This window comes from Jatrophihabitans endophyticus, from assembly GCF_900129455.1.
GTDB classification, from domain to species: domain Bacteria; phylum Actinomycetota; class Actinomycetes; order Mycobacteriales; family Jatrophihabitantaceae; genus Jatrophihabitans; species Jatrophihabitans endophyticus.
In genome coordinates, this window is the sequence record NZ_FQVU01000001.1 from 447,370 (window position 1) to 462,828 (window position 15,459).

Below are 15,459 nucleotides of genomic sequence, written 5' to 3' on the forward strand. Positions count from 1 at the left end.
GTCAGGCGGGGTGCGCGGCCGCGGCGGCGGTGAAGGCGGCGACGCAGCGTTCGATGTCGCTGCCGGTGTGCGCGGCCGAGAGCTGCACGCGGATGCGCGCCCGCCCCTGCGGGACGACCGGGTAGCTGAAGGCGATGACGTACACGCCGTGGTCGAGCATGGTGTCGGCGATGCGGGCGGCGCGGGCGGCGTCCCCGAACATGACGGGGACGATCGGGTGCTCGCCGGGCAGCAGCTCGAACCCCGCCTCGGTCATGAGCCGGCGGAACCGCGCCGCGTTGGCCCGCAGCGTGTCCCGCTCGCCGCCCCCACCGGTGACCTGGTCGAGCGCGGCCAGCGAGCCGGCCACGACCGACGGCGCGAGCGCGTTGGAGAACAGGTAGGGCCGCGCCCGCTGGCGCAGCAGCTCGACGATCTCGGCCCGGGCGCTCACGTACCCGCCCGACGCGCCCCCGAGCGCCTTGCCGAGCGTGCCGGTGTTGATGTCGACGCGGTCCTGCACGCCGAAGAGGTCCGGAGTGCCCGCGCCGTCGGGTCCGACGAAGCCGACGGCGTGCGAGTCGTCGACCATGACGAGCGCGTCGTGCCGTTCGGCGAGGTCGCAGATCTCGTCGAGCGGCGCGAGGTAGCCGTCCATCGAGAACACGCCATCGGTGACGACCAGCCGGCGACGCGCCCCGGCCGCGGCCACGAGCTGCGCCTCGAGGTCGGCCATGTCGCGGTTGCGGTAGCGCAGCCGCTGCGCCTTGCACAGCCGGATGCCGTCGATGATGGAGGCGTGGTTGAGCTCGTCGCTGATGACCGCGTCGCGCTCGTCGAGCAGCACCTCGAAGACGCCGCCGTTGGCGTCGAAGCACGACGAGAACAGGATCGTGGCCTCGGTGCCGAGGAACGTCGACAGCCGCTGCTCCAGCTCGGCGTGCTGGGTCTGCGTCCCGCAGATGAAGCGGACGCTCGCCATGCCGAATCCCCACTCGGAAAGCGCACCCCGCGCGGCGGCGATCACCGCGGGATGGTCGGCCAGACCGAGGTAGTTGTTGGCGCAGAAGTTGAGGACGTCCGCCCCGCCGGCGCGCACGTGCGCCGACTGCGGCGAGGCCAGCTGCCGCTCGTGCTTGTACAACCCGGCGTCGCGTATCTCGTCCAGCGTGGTGCGCAGCTGCGCGCCGACCGATCCGTACATCAGACCTCCGTCCAGTCGAGCACGACCTTGCCGCACCGCGCCCCGCGCGCGGTGGCGAACGCCTCGGCCCAGTCCCCTGCCGGGAAACGGTGCGTGATGACGGCGCCGATGTCGAGACCCGAGCGCAGCATCGCGCTCATGGCGTACCAGGTCTCGAACATCTCCCGCCCGTAGATGCCCTTGATGGTGATCATGTGCGTGACGACGCGGGCCCAGTCGATCTCGATCGGCGCGCTGGGCAGCCCGAGCATCGCGATGCGACCGCCGTGGTTGAGATTGGCGATGACGTCGGGCAGCGCCGACGGGTGACCACTCATCTCCAGGGCGACGTCGAAGCCCTCGACCATGCCGAGCGTGTGCTGCGTCGTCGCGATCGAGTCGCGCGAGACGTCGAGCGCCAGGTCGACGCCCATGCGCCGGGCGAGGTCGAGGCGGTACGGCGACACGTCCGTGACCACGACGAACCGTGCGCCGACGTGGCGCGCCACGGCGGCGGCCATCAGCCCGATCGGCCCCGCGCCGGTGATGAGGACGTCCTCGCCGACGAGCGGGAAGGACAGCGCGGTGTGCACCGCGTTGCCGAAGGGGTCGAAGATCGCGCCGAGGTCGGGGTCGATCCCGGCGCCGTCCGTCGGTGCGGCGTGGACCCACACGTTGGACTCGGGCAGCGCGACGTACTCGGCGAACGCACCGTCGCGGTCGACGCCCACCGACGACGTGCGGATGCACAGGTGACGGCGACCGGCGCGACAGTTGCGGCAGGTGCCGCAGACGACGTGTCCCTCGCCGCTGACGAGGTCGCCGACGCGCACGTCGCGCACGGCCGGGCCGACCTCGACCACCTCGCCGCAGAACTCGTGACCCGGCACGAGCGGCGCGTTCACCGCGCCGGCGGCCCACGCGTCCCACTGCTCGATGTGCAGGTCGGTCCCGCAGATGCCGGTGCGCAGGACGCGCACCAGCACGTCCGCCGCGCCGACGGTGGGTTCGGGCCGCTCGGTGAGCTCGAGACCGGGGGCCGCGGCCGGCTTGAACAGGGCCTTCATCGCGCTCGCGTCACTCGGGCTCGCCGAGCAGGGCGTCGACGAACTGCTCGGGCTCGAACGGCGCGAGGTCGTCGGCGCCCTCGCCGAGGCCGACGAGCTTCACCGGCACGCCGAGCTCGCGTTGCACGCTGATGACGATGCCGCCCTTGGCCGTGCCGTCCAGCTTGGTGAGCACGATCCCGGTGACGTCGACGACCTCGGTGAAGACCCGCGCCTGCACCAGGCCGTTCTGGCCGGTGGTCGCGTCGAGGACGAGCAGCGTCTCGTCGACCGGCCCCTGTTTCTCCACGACGCGCTTGACCTTGCCGAGCTCGTCCATGAGACCGACCTTGGTGTGCAGCCGGCCGGCGGTGTCGATGAGCACGGTGTCGACCTTGGCCTCGGTGCCCTGCTTCACGGTGTCGAACGCGACGCTCGCCGGGTCGCCGCCCTCGGGGCCGCGGACCGTCTCGGCGCCGACGCGCGACCCCCAGGTCTGCAGCTGGTCGGCGGCGGCGGCGCGGAAGGTGTCGGCGGCGCCGAGCAGGACCGTGCGCCCGTCGGCGACCAGCACTCGCGCGAGCTTGCCGCAGGTCGTGGTCTTGCCGGTGCCGTTGACGCCCACGACCATCACGACCGCGGGCCGGTCGCCGGTGGGCGTGCTGCGCAGCGTGCGGTCGAGGTCGGGCTGCAGCGCGGTGACCAGCTCGTCGGCGAGCAGGGCCCGCAGCTCGCCGGCCGAGCGGGTGTTGAGCACCTTGGTGCGGGTGCGCAGCCGCTCGACGATCTCGGTGGTGGCCGCGACGCCGACGTCGGCGCCGAGGAGGGACTCCTCGACCTCGTCCCACGCGTCGTCGTCGAGGTTCTCGCGCGACAGCACCGAGAGCAGGCCGCGGCCCAGGGCGTTCTGCGACCGCGCGAGGCGCGCCCGCAGCCGGGTGAGCCGGCCGGCGGTGGGCTCGGGCGTCTCGACCGGCGGGGCGGTCGGGACGTCGGGGACGGCCGCGGTCTCCGGCGCCGGCTGTGGCGCCTCGATCACGTCGGGCTCGGCGGTCACGACCGTGGGACCGCGCGGCGGCTCGGTCTCGGTCAGTCCGTCGTGCGACGGCGGCAGGTCGTCGAAGACGCGGCGCTGCCGCCGGGGCACGACGAGGGCCGCCGTCGCCAGCAGGGCCACGAGGACGACGGCTATCGCGATGATGAGGAAGACCACTCGACCATCCTGTCAGCCGTGACGGCACCGGCGGACACCCCGGGGCCCGAGGAGCCGGGGAACGACGACGGGGCCCCGCGCACTGCGCAGGGCCCCGTGTCGACGCTGGTGTGACTACCGGGTGGGGACGAGCCCGCCGGTCTGGTACTCGCCCCAGGAGACGTTCCACAGCCCGTAGCCCTGGCCCATCTGCATCTTCGGGCCGGTCGCGTTCGGGAAGGTCACGACGTCGCCGACGTGCAGGTCGCCGTACAACGTCTCCGCGTCCCCGGGGATGAGGTTCGTGCAGCCGTTCGAGGAGTTGACCCCGTTACGGATGTTGCTGGTGTTCCACGGCGCCGCGTGCAGGTACTCGCCGCCGAACGTCAGCCGCTGGGTGTCCTTGACGTGGGCGTCGTAGTAGCCCGGCCCCTTCATCGAGATGTCGCGGCCCTTCTCCATGATGACCTTGATGCCGCGCTTCGTCGGGGTGCTCGGCGCGCCGAGCGAGGTCGGGTAGGTGCCGATCTGCTTCCCGTCGGACACGACCGTCACCTTGTGCGTCGAGTTGTCGACGGTGACGATCTGCCGCTTGCCGATCTTGAAGTCCAGCGACGAGAGCTTGCCGTCGCTGACGTAGTTCTTGCCCAGCGACGTGCCCGCCTTGGGGAAGCCGACGTGGATCTTGGAGTGCGCGGGCCAGTAGTCCTTGGGCCGCAGCTGTGCCTCGATCGGCCCGTTGCCGGCCGAGGAGTACTGGAAGTACCAGGCGGCGGTCAGCGGCTTGCCGTCGGCGGTGACCTTGGTCTGCGCCTGGAACTGCCTGGCGTCGGTGATCTTCTTGGAGAAGTAGACGATCACCGGCATGCCGACGCCGTAGGAGACGCCGTCGCTGTTGATCGTCGTGACCTTGACCTTCGTCTTCGCCACCGGCGTGGTGGACGGCGCGGCCGGCGAGGACGCGCTCTGCGACGACGAGCCCGAGGCCGCGGGCTGCGAGGCGGCGCTGCTCGTGCTCTTGTCCGCGTCGTTCCCGCTGTCGGAGGAACAGGCGGCCGCGAAGGCCGCGACGAGGGCGAGGGAGAGCACTGCGGTACGGCCGGAGCGCATGCGATTCGTGTCTGGCACGGCGTCCACCGTAGGTGACGCGCGCGGCAGAGCACCAACGACGGCGGTTATTTCACAGTTAGGCAACCTTCGCCGGAGACGTCAATCCGCTTCGCGCAGCCGCTGACTGATCACCTGGGTGACGCCGTCGCCGCGCATGGTGACGCCATAGAGGGCATCGGCGATCTCCATCGTCCGCTTCTGGTGCGTGATCTGGATGATCTGACTGGACGCGCGCAACTGGGCGATGAGCTCCAGGAGCCGGCCCAGGTTCACGTCGTCCAGCGCCGCCTCGATCTCGTCCATGACGTAGAACGGGCTGGGTCGCGCCCGGAAGATCGCGACGAGGAGCGCGACCGCAACGAGGGAGCGCTCGCCGCCGGACAGCAGCGACAGTCGCTTGACCTTCTTGCCCGGCGGCCGGGCCTCGACCTCGATGCCGGTGAGCAGCATGTCGCCCGGTTCGGTCAGCACCAGCCGCCCGTCGCCCCCGGGGAAGAGCGTGGCGAAGACGATCTCGAACTCCCGCGCGACGTCGTGGTAGGCGGCGGTGAACACCTCGAGGATGCGGTCGTCGACCTCCTTGACCACGGTGAGCAGGTCACGGCGGGTGGCCTTGAGGTCCTCGAGCTGCGTGGAGAGGAACTGGTGCCGCTCCTCGAGCGCGGCGAACTCCTCGAGTGCGAGCGGGTTCACCTTGCCCAGCAGCGCGAGGTCGCGGTCGGCGCGCGCCGCCCGCTTCTCCTGCACCGCGCGGTCGTACGGGCCCGGTTGCGGCGCCGTGACCTGCTCGCCGCGATCGCGCGCCTGCTCGTACTCGGCGACCTCGGCCGCGCTCGGCGGGCACGGCTGGTCCGGGGCGTACTCGCCGACCAGGACGTCGATCTCGACGCCGTACTCGTCGGCGGCCCGTTGCTCCAGCTGCTCGATGCGCAGGCGCTGCTCGGCGCGCATGACCTCGTCGCGGTGGACGGCGTCGGTGAGGCGACCCAGTTCGTCGGCGAGCTCGCGCACCCGCGTGCGCACCCCGGACTGCTCGGACTCGCGCTCGGCCCGGGCCTGCTGCGCAGCGTCACGCTCGGTGGCCGCGGCCGCCACGGAGGTCGCGATGCGCTCGAGGGCGGTGCGGGCGGCGTCGCGCACCTCGGCCGCGATCACGGCGCCGCGGGCCCGCGCCTCGCGGGCCTGTTGCCGGCGCCGGCGGGCGGTGCGCTCGATCTCGGCGGCGCGCAGCAGCTGGTCGGCACGCCCCTTCACCGAGCGGACCCGCTCCTCGCCGGTGCGTACCGCGAGACGTGCCTCCATCTCGGCCTGGCGGGCGGCGGCCACCTGCTCCTGCAGCCCGTCGCGCTCGGCGGTGTCGGGCTCGGCCGGCTCGTCGGACGCCGACTCGGCGAGCCGCAGCCGCTCCTCGAGCTCGGCGAGACCGGTGACGTCACGCTCGCGGGACTCGTCGATCTTGTGACGGGCGCCGTCCAGGCGCGCGGCCTCGGCCGCGGCCGACCGGGCGACCTGGCCCAGCTGTGCCAGCTGCTCGGCGACCGCGGAGAGCGCGGCGTCGGACTCGTGCAGGGCCTCCAGGGCGGCCTGCACCTCGGCCTTCCGCTGCTCGGACTCGGTCCGGGCGGCGGCCAGCCGGGCGCGCAGCTGCTCGTGCCGTGCCGCCGCCTCGTCGGCCTTGTGCCGGGCCTCGTCGATGGACGCGCTGATCTCGATCGCGGACGGGCCGGCCGACGAGCCGCCCTGCACCAGCGCAGGCGAGTACACGTCACCGTCGCGGGTCACGACCCGCGGCACGTCCGCGTCGAGCCGGGCGGCGACGAGGGCCGTGTCGTCGACGACCAGCACGCCGCCGAGGAGGCGCTGCAGGGCGGTCGCCAACGAGGCGGGTGCCTCGACGAGCGACAGCGCGCGATGCACGCCGTCGGGGCAGTCGAGCTCGGGCACCGACGCCCCGCCGGTGGCCGCGACCACGAAGCTCGCGCGTCCCGCGTCCTCGGACTTGAGGTGGGCGAGGCCGGCGTCGGCGTCGGCCAGGGTGTCGACCATGACCGCGTCCGCCGCAGCACCCAGGGCCGCGGCGATCGCGGCCTCGTAGCCCGGCGTCACCGTCAGCAGGTCCGCGAGCGAGCCGCGCAGGCCGGGCAGCGCGTCCCCCGCCCCGAGCAGCGAGTCGGTGCCGTCCTTGCGGGTGAGCCCCACGACGAGGGCGTCGGCGCGCGCGGTCCACGTCGAGCGATCCCGTTCGGCGTCCCGTTCCCCCGCCGTCAGCTCGCCGACGGTGGCCTCGACGGCCTCGAAGGCGGCGACGGCGTCCTCGTGACGCGTGTCCAGTCCGAGCTCGCCGGCGTCGAGCGCCCCGACCTCGGACTGCACCCGCTCCAGCTCGACCTCGGCCTCGCCGGCGCGGGTGCGCGCATCGGCCGCGGCGACGGCGAGCCGCTCGCTCTCGTCACCGGCGGCCGAGACGCGGGTGCGCAGCGCGTTCACCTGACCGGTCAGCTTGGCCAGCCCCTCGCGGCGGTCGGCGATGGCCCGGACGGCGGCGACGACGGCGCGTTCGGCCTCACTCAGTCGCCGTTCCCGGCCCTGCCGGTCGGCCACCGCCTCGGTGAGCTCGGCGTGCGCGGCGTCGAGCTGCTCCTGCAGCTGCGTCTCCTGCTCGCGGACCCGGCCGGCCTCGGCCTCCATCTCCTCGGGATCGCGTCCCGAGCGCTCGTCCTCGGGGGCGGCGGCCAGGTGCCGCGCGCGCTCGGCGGCGAGCGACGCGGTGCTGCGCAGCCGCTCCTCGAGCGTCGACAGGCGGTACCAGGTGTCCTGCGTACGGGCGATGAGCGGGGCGTCGGCGGCCAGCACCGCATCGAGCTCACCCTCCCGCGTCCGGGCCTCGGCGAGGGCCGTCTCGACGCTCGTGCGCCGGGTGCGGATCGCCTCCTCGTCGGCGACCTCCCGCTCGATCTCGCCGCGCAGCGTGAGCAGGTCGTCGGCGAGCAGGCGCAGCCGCGAGTCCCGCAGCTCGGCCTGGATGCCCTGCGCGCGGCGGGCGATCTCGGCCTGCCGCCCGAGCGGCTTGAGCTGGCGGCGCAGCTCGGAGGTCAGGTCGGTGATGCGGGTGAGGTTCGCCTGCATCGCGTCGAGCTTGCGCAGCGCCTTTTCCTTGCGCTTGCGGTGCTTGAGGACGCCGGCGGCCTCCTCGATGAAGCCGCGGCGGTCCTCCGGCCGGGCCTGCAGCACGGCGTCGAGCTGGCCCTGGCCGACGATGACGTGCATCTCGCGGCCGATGCCGGAGTCCGAGAGCAGCTCCTGGATGTCGAGCAGCCGGGCGCTCTCGCCGTTGATCTCGTACTCGCTGCTGCCCTCGCGGAACATGCGCCGGGTGATCGACACCTCGGCGAACTCGATCGGCAGCGCGCCGTCGTTGTTGTCGATCGTCAGCGTGACCTCGGCCCGCCCGAGCGGCGGCCGGCCGGCGGTGCCGGCGAAGATGACGTCCTCCATCTTGCCGCCGCGCAGGGCCTTGGCGCCCTGCTCGCCGAGCACCCAGGCGATCGCGTCGACGACGTTGCTCTTGCCCGAGCCGTTCGGGCCCACGACCGCGGTGATGCCGGGTTCGAAGCGCAGCGTCGTGGCCGAGGCGAAGGACTTGAAGCCCCGCAGCGTCAGCGACTTGAGATGCACGAAACTCCCGGATCAGCCTGCGTGGACGCACCCGGACGAGCGAGGGGCGCGGACGTCGGCGACGAACCTACCCTGTGCCGCGGCCCTCGCCGGGGCGGGCGGACCCGCTCAGGCGAGCGCGGGCTCGGCGGCCTCGGCCAGCTGGTGCAGCTCGATGTCGAGAGTCGGGTCGAGCGACTCCGCGCGATGGGCGCGCTCGGCCTGCAGCTGCGCCTCCAGCTCGGCCACGCGGCGTCGCAGCCGGGTGATCTCGATGGCGAGCAGGTGCTCGTTGGGCGAGCCGACGTGTCCCAGCAGGGCGCGTGCCATGTGGCGACCTTTCACTGTCCCCGGGTGTCCGGCGCACGCGCGGAGCCGGGGTTACCGGCGCCGGACACAACGCGCGGACGGTTGCCATGTTGTGTGGACGCGGCGGGAGTGCGATCGCTGCGCCGTCGGGATCCGCGGTTGGGACCCACCCATCGGCGGCCAGCACAGGGCACGTGCCCGTCTTGTCGACCCATGGTCGCACCCGGGCCGCGGAGCGGTCAACACGCGCCGACTGTGGGTCGGCGCGGCGCGTCACCGCGTCCTCACGCGCCCCGCGCACGCCGGGGTGACCGCTGGCAACGGGGGCACCAGAAGCTCGAGCGGTTGGTGAACACCGTGCGCCGGATCGGCGTCGCGCAGCGTGGGCACGGCCTGCCCTCCCGGCCGTAGACCGCGAGCGAGCGGTCGAAGTAGCCGCTCTGCCCGTTGACGTTGACGTAGAGCGCGTCGAAGGAGGTCCCGCCCGCCCGCAGCGCGTCGCCGAGCACATCGCGGACGTGCCCCAGCAGCTCGGCGACGACCGGCCGGGTCAGCGCGGCGCTGCGCCGCTCACCGTGCAGCCGGGCCCGCCAGAGCGACTCGTCGGCGTAGATGTTGCCGATGCCCGAGACGAGGGTCTGGTCGAGCAGGGAGCGCTTCAGCGCGGACTCGCGCCGACGCAGCCGTGCGGTGAACAGCGCGTCGTCGAAGACCGGGTCCAGGGGGTCGCGCGCGATGTGCGCGATCTGCTCGGGCAGGTGCTCCCCGGGTCGGTCGGCGGCGGGCACGACCCGGTCGAGCAGGACGCCACCGAAGGTGCGCTGGTCGACGAAGCGCAGCTCGCGGCCGCCGTCGGTGAAGCGCACCCGGACGTGCAGGTGCCGCTCCTCGGGGGCGTCCGGGGGCTGCACGAGCAGCTGCCCCGACATCCCGAGATGCGCGATCAACGCCTCCCCGCGCGGGCCGCGCTCGTCGGCGAGCGGCAGCCAGAGGTACTTGCCGCGCCGTGACACCGTCTCGATCCGGGCGCCCACGAGCCGGGCGGCCAGGTCGTCGGCGCCGGCCACGTGACGCCGGACGGCGCGGGGATGGCGGACCTCGACGTCGGCGACGGTGCGGCCGGCGACCCAGCGCGCCAACCCGTCGCGGACGGTCTCGACCTCGGGGAGCTCGGGCATGGCGTGGTGGCGGGTCGGCGGTCGGGCCGGTCAGCCGGTCGTGACGCGGGCGCTGATGGCTCGCCAGGCCGTCTCGGCCGCGAGCTGCTCGGCCTCCTTCTTGCTGCGGCCGGTCGACGCGTCGAACAGCTCGCCGGCGACGTGGGCCTGCGCGGTGAAGACCTTCTCGTGGTCCGGCCCGGCCGAGGACATCACGTACTCGGGCACGCCGAGGCCGAGCTCGGCGGTGAGCTCCTGCAGGCTGGTCTTCCAGTCCAGACCGGCGCCCGCGGCGGCGGCCGCGGCGAGCACCGGGTCGAACAGGTCGTGGATGACGCGGTCGGCGACCTCGAGGCCGAGGTCGACGTAGACCGCGCCGAAGACGGCCTCCAGCGTGTCGGCCAGGATGCTGGACTTGTCGCGCCCGCCGGTGGACTCCTCACCGCGACCCAACAGGACGTACGCGCCGAGCCCGTCCGGGCCGATCGTGCGCGCGATCGAGGCGAGCGCGCGCATGTTCACCACCGAGGCCCGCAGCTTGGCGAGCTTGCCCTCGGGCAGGTCGGGGTGGCTGCGGTAGAGGGTGTCGGTGACGACGATGCCGAGCACCGCGTCGCCGAGGAACTCGAGCCGCTCGTTGTGCGGCAGGCCGCCGTGCTCGTAGGCGTACGAGCGATGCGTCAGGGCACGCCGCAGCAGCTCGGCGTCGACCTCGACGCCGAGCGCGTCGGCGAGTCCCTGCTGCCCGGCGGGGTGGGGACCGGTCACCGGCCCGCCCGTTCCTGCGCCGAACGACGACCGCACTGCCGCGGCATCAGACGGACAGGACCTGCTTGCCGGCGTACTGGCCGCAGTTCGAGCACGCGGTGTGCGGCAGCTTGAGCTCGCCGCACGCCCGGTTCGGGCAGGGCACGAGCGTCGTGGGCGTGGTCTTCCACTGCGAGCGGCGCGAACGGGTGTTGCTGCGCGACATCTTCCGCTTCGGAACGGCCATGGGTTACTCCTTCGTCGTCCTGCTGGTGCCGTCGGCGGTGGTGCCGTCGGTGGTGCTGTCCTCGGTGAGGGCGGCCAGGGCCGCCCACCTCGGGTCGATCGTCTCGTGCGCGTGACCGGCCGGCAGGTCGTCGAGCCGCTGCCCGCAGTCGGGGCACAGCCCGGCGCAGTCCGGCCGGCACAGCGGTGTCCACGGTAGGGCGAGCACCACGGCGTCACGCACGACCGGTTCCACGTCGAGCAGCTCGCCGTCGACCCGGTAGACCTCGTCCTGCTCGGTGGTGGTGTCGGTCGCCGAGTGCGCGTAGGCGAACAGCTCGCAGACGTCCACCTCGAGCTCGTCGGAGACCGGGTCGAGACACCGCCCGCACTGGCCGGTGAGCGGCGCCGCGACCGTGCCCGTGACGAGCACGCCCTCGGTCACCGACTCGAGCCGGAGCTCCAGGTCGAGCGGGGCGCCTACCGGCACCCCGATGACGTCCAGCCCGAGGTTCGCAGGCGCGGGAACACGACGCCGGTACTCGCGCAGGCTGCCCGCTCGCCGGCCGAGCTCGCGTAGGTCGAAGACGAGCGGACTACGCGGGTCGGGCTGCGCTGCGGGCGTGGTGGCGGGCTGCTGCATCGGTGTGGTGTTCTCGGGCATACGATCATCGGCCTGGTCGGGTTGAGGCCGTCGTTCATCCTAGCCGACTCCGCGGGCAGACCCGAATCGCGCGTCGCGGGCCGGCCGCGCTCAGGCCGGGATGGCGGTCGGGGACGCGTCGCCGGAGCCCCGGTCGTCGCCCTGCTCGCCCTCGCGTGCGGCGGGATTCGGGGCAGCGGCACCGGCGCCGGCATCACCCGCGGCGAAGGCTCCGGCGCGCCGCTGCGCGAGCGCCAGCCGGCCCTGCTCGGCGGTCTGCGCGGCGCGGTTGAGCACGGCCGACAGCTCGTCGAGGGTCCGCTCGGCGTAGTCCTCGGCGTCGGTGGTGAGCTTGGTGGCGTAGCGCTCGGCCTCGGTGCGGGCGCGATGGGCGTAGCGGTCGGCGTCGGCACAGACCTTCGCCTCGTACTGCTTCGCGTCGGCGGCGAGCTGCTGCTGGTAGCGCTCGGCGTCCTCGCGCAGGGCCGCCGCGGCGCTGGCGGCGGCCTGGTGGACGGTGGTCGAGGCGACGAGCCGGGCGTGCTCGTCGCGACCGGACCGGACCTGCTCGGCCGCCGTCCGATCGGCCTCGGTGGTGATCTGCTCGGCCCGGTGTGCCGCGTCGGCGAGGACGGTGTCGGCCTCGGCGACGCCGTTCGCGCGGATCGCCGCGGCCTTCTCGTAGGCCTCCTGCAGCATCCGGTCGCGCCGGGCGATGACGGTGCGGGCCTCGTCCATCTCCGGCGGCATGACCTCGCGCAGCTCGTCCAGCAGGTCGAGCAGGTGCTCGCGCGGCAGGACGCACGACGAGGACATCGGCAGTGCGCGAGCGGTCTCGATCGTCTCGATCAGCTCGCTGAGCAGGTGGTCGGCGCGGCGCAGCGTCTCGTCGGTCATGACCGGCCTCCGTGATTCAGCCCCTGGCGCGCGTGCGCTCCTGCAGTCTCGTGAGAACGTTCGGCGGGACGAGCGAGCTGACGTCGCCGCCCCACTTCGCGATCTCCTTGACCAGGCTAGAGGCAAGGAAGCTGTATTCCGGGTTTGTCGGCATGAACAGCGTGTCGACCCCGGCCAGGCCGCGGTTCATCTGCGCCATCTGCAGCTCGTAATCGAAGTCGCTGACCGCGCGCAGGCCCTTGACGATCACCGGGATGTCGTGGGCGCGGCAGTAGTCCACGACCAGGCCCTGGAAGGTGTCGATGGTGACGTTCGGGAACTCCGTCGTGACCTCGACGAGCATGTCGCGGCGCTCGTCGACGCCGAACAGCCCAGACTTGGACTGGTTGACGAAGACCGCCACGACGACCTCGTCGTACAGGCTCGCCGCGCGGCCGATGATGTCGATGTGGCCGTTGGTGACGGGGTCGAAGGACCCCGGGCACAGTGCCCGCCTGACGATGCCGGGACCGCCGTGTTCCGGTGGATTCATCGCCGGCGACCGTACCAAAGCAGCGCCTCGCCGTAGCGCTTCTCGCCGACAGCTGTGAGCCACTCGTCGGTCCACCCGGCGGACACGGCGCGGCTGCTGCGCTCGACCACGACGAGCGCGTCGGCGGCGAGCCACGGCGCGGTCGCCAGCGCGGCGAGGACGCCGGACACCGCGTCGTCGCCGTCGGCGTACGGCGGGTCGGCGAAGACGAGGTCGAACGGCTCGCCCGGCCCGTCGCCCAGAAACCGCGAGACCGGGGCGGGGACGACGCGAGCGCCCGGCAGGCCCACGGTCTCGACGTTGCGCCGCAGCACCTCGACCGCGCGCCGGTTCGACTCGACGAACACGGCCGCGGCCGCCCCGCGCGAGAGCGCCTCGAGCCCGACCGCACCGGTGCCGGCGAAGAGGTCCAGCACGCGCGCGCCGTCGAGGGGCATCGTCGCGGCGAGGGTGTTGAACAGGCCCTCCCGCGCGCGGTCCGACGTCGGCCGGGTGCCCGCCCCGGGAACGGCGAGCCGGCGCCCCTTGGCCTGGCCGGCGATGATGCGGGTCACCCCTTCTCCAGGAACTCGGCCCGCTCGTCGTCGACGAGCCGCGCGACCTGGGCGGCGAGCCCGGGGTGCCCGGCCAGGTCGGGGTCGGCGGCGACGAGGTCGGCCGCCTCGGTGCGCGCCGCGGCGATGACGTCCTCGTCGCGCAGCAGCGACAGCAGCCGCAGCTGGCGGCGTCGGCCCGACTGCGCGGAACCGAGGACGTCGCCCTCGCGCCGCTGCTCGACGTCGAGCCGCGCGAGGGCGAAGCCGTCGGTGGTCGCGGCGACGGCGTCGAGGCGCTCCCGCGCGGGCGAGCCACCCGGGGCGTCGCTGACGAGCAGGCACAGCCCGGCGTGACCGCCGCGCCCCACCCGGCCCCGCAGCTGGTGCAGCTGCGAGACCCCGAAGCGGTCGGCGTCGAGCACCGCCATCACCGTCGCGTTGGGGACGTCGACGCCGACCTCGATGACGGTGGTGGCGACGAGGACGTCGAGGTCGCCGGCCGCGAACGCGCGCATGACGCGGTCCTTCTCCTCGGCCGGCAGCCGGCCGTGCAGCACCCCGAGTCGCAGGCCCTGCAGCGGGCCCTCGGCGAGCATCGGCGCCACGTCGCTCACCGCGAGCGGGGGGCGGCGTCCGGTGTCGTCGTCGTCGGGCGGCTCGTCCGACCCGTCGTCGTCCTCGACCCCGGCGCCGTCCGCCGACCCGCCGGCGTCGGCCCCGACGCGGGGACACACGACGTATGCCTGCCGACCGGTCCCGACCTCCTCGCGGATCCGCTGCCACGCCCGGTCGAGCCACGCGGGCTTCTCGCTCGCCGGCACGACGCTGGTCGCGATCGGGGCCCGGCCGGCGGGCAGTTCGGCCAGCGTCGACGTCTCGAGGTCGCCGAAGACGGTCATGGCGACGGTGCGCGGGATGGGCGTCGCCGTCATGACCAGGACGTGGGGCGGGTGTGCGGCCTTGCCGCGCAGGGCATCGCGCTGCTCCACGCCGAAGCGGTGCTGCTCGTCGACGACGACCAGCGCGAGGTCGGCGAACTGCACGTGCTGCTGGATCAACGCGTGCGTGCCGACGACGATGCCGGCCGCGCCGCCCGCCGCGTCGAGCAGCGCCGTCTTGCGCGCCGCCGCCGGCAGCGAGCCGGTGAGCAGCGCGACCCGCGTCGCGGTGTCCGACCCGCCCAGCTGGCCGCCGCGGGCGAGCGGGCCCAGCATGGCCTCGATGGTGCGGGCGTGCTGCGCGGCGAGCACCTCGGTGGGCGCGAGCAGCGCCGCCTGGCCGCCGGCGTCGACCGCCTGCAGCATCGCCCGCAGCGCCACGACCGTCTTGCCCGAGCCGACCTCGCCCTGCAGCAGCCGGTGCATCGGACGCTCGGAGCCCAGCTCGGCGGCGACCTGGTCGCCGACGTCGCGCTGACCGGCGGTGAGCTCGAAGGGCAGCCGGGCGTCGAACGCGGCCAGCAGCCCGTCCCGGCGGGGCGGCCGGGCCTGTGTGGGGTGGGCACCGGCATGCCGGCGGCGCTGCGCGAGCGCGAGCTGGACGCCGAGCGCCTCGTCCCACGCGAGCCGGGCGCGGGCCGCCGCCCACTGCGCCCGGTCCGCCGGCTCGTGCATGGCACGCAGGGCCGTGTCGAGCGGCAGCAGGCCGCGCCGCACGCGCAGCTGCGCGTCCAGCGGGTCGGGGACGGCGTCCAGGACGACGAGGGCCTGGTGCACCGCGGCGGCGATCGCCCAGGTGCGGACGGCGTTCGTGGCCGGGTAGACGGGGATCAGCCGGCCGGCGTACGTGTCGGCGTCGATGCCGGCGGCCCCGGGGAGGTCGTCGGTCGCGTCCGCGGGGAACAGCTGGTAGTCGGGGTGGACGAGCTGCCGCGTGCGGTTGAACTCGCCGACCTTGCCCGAGAACAGCCCGCGCCGGCCCGGTTGCAGGTCGCGGGCGCGGTACTTGCCCTTGCCGAAGAAGACCAGCTGCAGGCTGGCGCGGCCGTCGCTGACGACGACCTCGCGGCGCTCGCCCCGGCCCCGGAACCCCTTGTCGGCCACGCTGCGGACGTCCGCGACGACGGTGACCTCGTCGTCGACGCGCAGCGAGGCGATGTCGCTCAGCTCGCCGCGCTCGGCGAGCCGGCGCGGGTAGTGGGCCAGCAGGTCGCCGACCGAGCGCATGTCGAACGCCTTGGCGAGCGCGGTGGCGGTGCGGCCACCGACGACGTCACCCAGCGGGGTCTCGAGCGTCACCATCGCCGACCG

14 protein-coding genes are annotated in these 15,459 nt (G+C 73.8%); all 14 read right to left on the reverse strand.

Annotated features, from left to right (window positions below; genetic code table 11):
- Position 1: 1 nt before the first annotated feature.
- Positions 2–1,183: a glycine C-acetyltransferase gene (locus tag BUE29_RS02065; protein WP_073385269.1), complete on the reverse strand. Its 1,182-nt coding sequence runs from the start codon at positions 1,181–1,183 to the stop codon at positions 2–4.
- Positions 1,183–2,229 (reverse strand): L-threonine 3-dehydrogenase, encoded by a 1,047-nt coding sequence (gene tdh / locus BUE29_RS02070; protein WP_073385272.1) that lies wholly within the window; start codon positions 2,227–2,229, stop codon positions 1,183–1,185. Before tdh ends, BUE29_RS02065 begins: the two co-directional genes overlap by 1 nt.
- Positions 2,230–2,239: 10 nt before the next feature.
- Positions 2,240–3,421: a signal recognition particle-docking protein FtsY gene (gene ftsY / locus BUE29_RS02075; protein ID WP_073385275.1), complete on the reverse strand. Its 1,182-nt coding sequence runs from the start codon at positions 3,419–3,421 to the stop codon at positions 2,240–2,242.
- Positions 3,422–3,535: 114 nt separating this feature from the next.
- Positions 3,536–4,528, reverse strand: a complete 993-nt coding sequence (locus BUE29_RS02080; protein WP_143167933.1) for a L,D-transpeptidase — start codon at positions 4,526–4,528, stop codon at positions 3,536–3,538.
- Between the two features lie 81 nt (positions 4,529–4,609).
- Entirely contained in the window at positions 4,610–8,185 is a 3,576-nt protein-coding gene (gene smc, locus BUE29_RS02085; RefSeq protein ID WP_073385281.1) for a chromosome segregation protein SMC, read from the reverse strand.
- Between the two features lie 108 nt (positions 8,186–8,293).
- Complete coding sequence (locus BUE29_RS02090; protein ID WP_073385284.1) at positions 8,294–8,494, reverse strand: hypothetical protein; 201 nt, start codon at positions 8,492–8,494, stop codon at positions 8,294–8,296.
- A 263-nt stretch (positions 8,495–8,757) separates the two neighbouring features.
- Positions 8,758–9,651 (reverse strand): bifunctional DNA-formamidopyrimidine glycosylase/DNA-(apurinic or apyrimidinic site) lyase, encoded by an 894-nt coding sequence (gene mutM, locus BUE29_RS02095; RefSeq protein ID WP_073385287.1) that lies wholly within the window; start codon positions 9,649–9,651, stop codon positions 8,758–8,760.
- 30 nt (positions 9,652–9,681) lie between these two features.
- Positions 9,682–10,398, reverse strand: a complete 717-nt coding sequence (gene rnc / locus BUE29_RS21760) for a ribonuclease III (RefSeq protein ID WP_073385290.1) — start codon at positions 10,396–10,398, stop codon at positions 9,682–9,684.
- 46 nt (positions 10,399–10,444) lie between these two features.
- Positions 10,445–10,624 carry a 50S ribosomal protein L32 gene (gene rpmF / locus BUE29_RS02105; RefSeq protein ID WP_073385291.1) on the reverse strand — a complete coding sequence of 60 codons (180 nt, stop codon included), beginning with the start codon at positions 10,622–10,624 and terminating at the stop codon, positions 10,445–10,447.
- 3 nt (positions 10,625–10,627) lie between these two features.
- On the reverse strand, positions 10,628–11,266 hold the full coding sequence (locus BUE29_RS02110) for a YceD family protein (protein WP_234971310.1): 639 nt from the start codon (positions 11,264–11,266) through the stop codon (positions 10,628–10,630).
- Between the two features lie 90 nt (positions 11,267–11,356).
- Entirely contained in the window at positions 11,357–12,142 is a 786-nt protein-coding gene (locus BUE29_RS02115; protein ID WP_073385293.1) for a hypothetical protein, read from the reverse strand.
- A gap of 16 nt (positions 12,143–12,158) precedes the next feature.
- Complete coding sequence (gene coaD / locus BUE29_RS02120) at positions 12,159–12,674, reverse strand: pantetheine-phosphate adenylyltransferase (RefSeq protein WP_073385295.1); 516 nt, start codon at positions 12,672–12,674, stop codon at positions 12,159–12,161.
- Positions 12,671–13,228, reverse strand: a complete 558-nt coding sequence (rsmD, locus tag BUE29_RS02125) for a 16S rRNA (guanine(966)-N(2))-methyltransferase RsmD (protein WP_073385297.1) — start codon at positions 13,226–13,228, stop codon at positions 12,671–12,673. Before rsmD ends, coaD begins: the two co-directional genes overlap by 4 nt.
- Positions 13,225–15,450, reverse strand: a complete 2,226-nt coding sequence (gene recG / locus BUE29_RS02130; protein WP_073385299.1) for an ATP-dependent DNA helicase RecG — start codon at positions 15,448–15,450, stop codon at positions 13,225–13,227. The genes rsmD and recG overlap by 4 nt, the downstream gene beginning before the upstream one ends.
- Positions 15,451–15,459 lie beyond the last annotated feature (9 nt).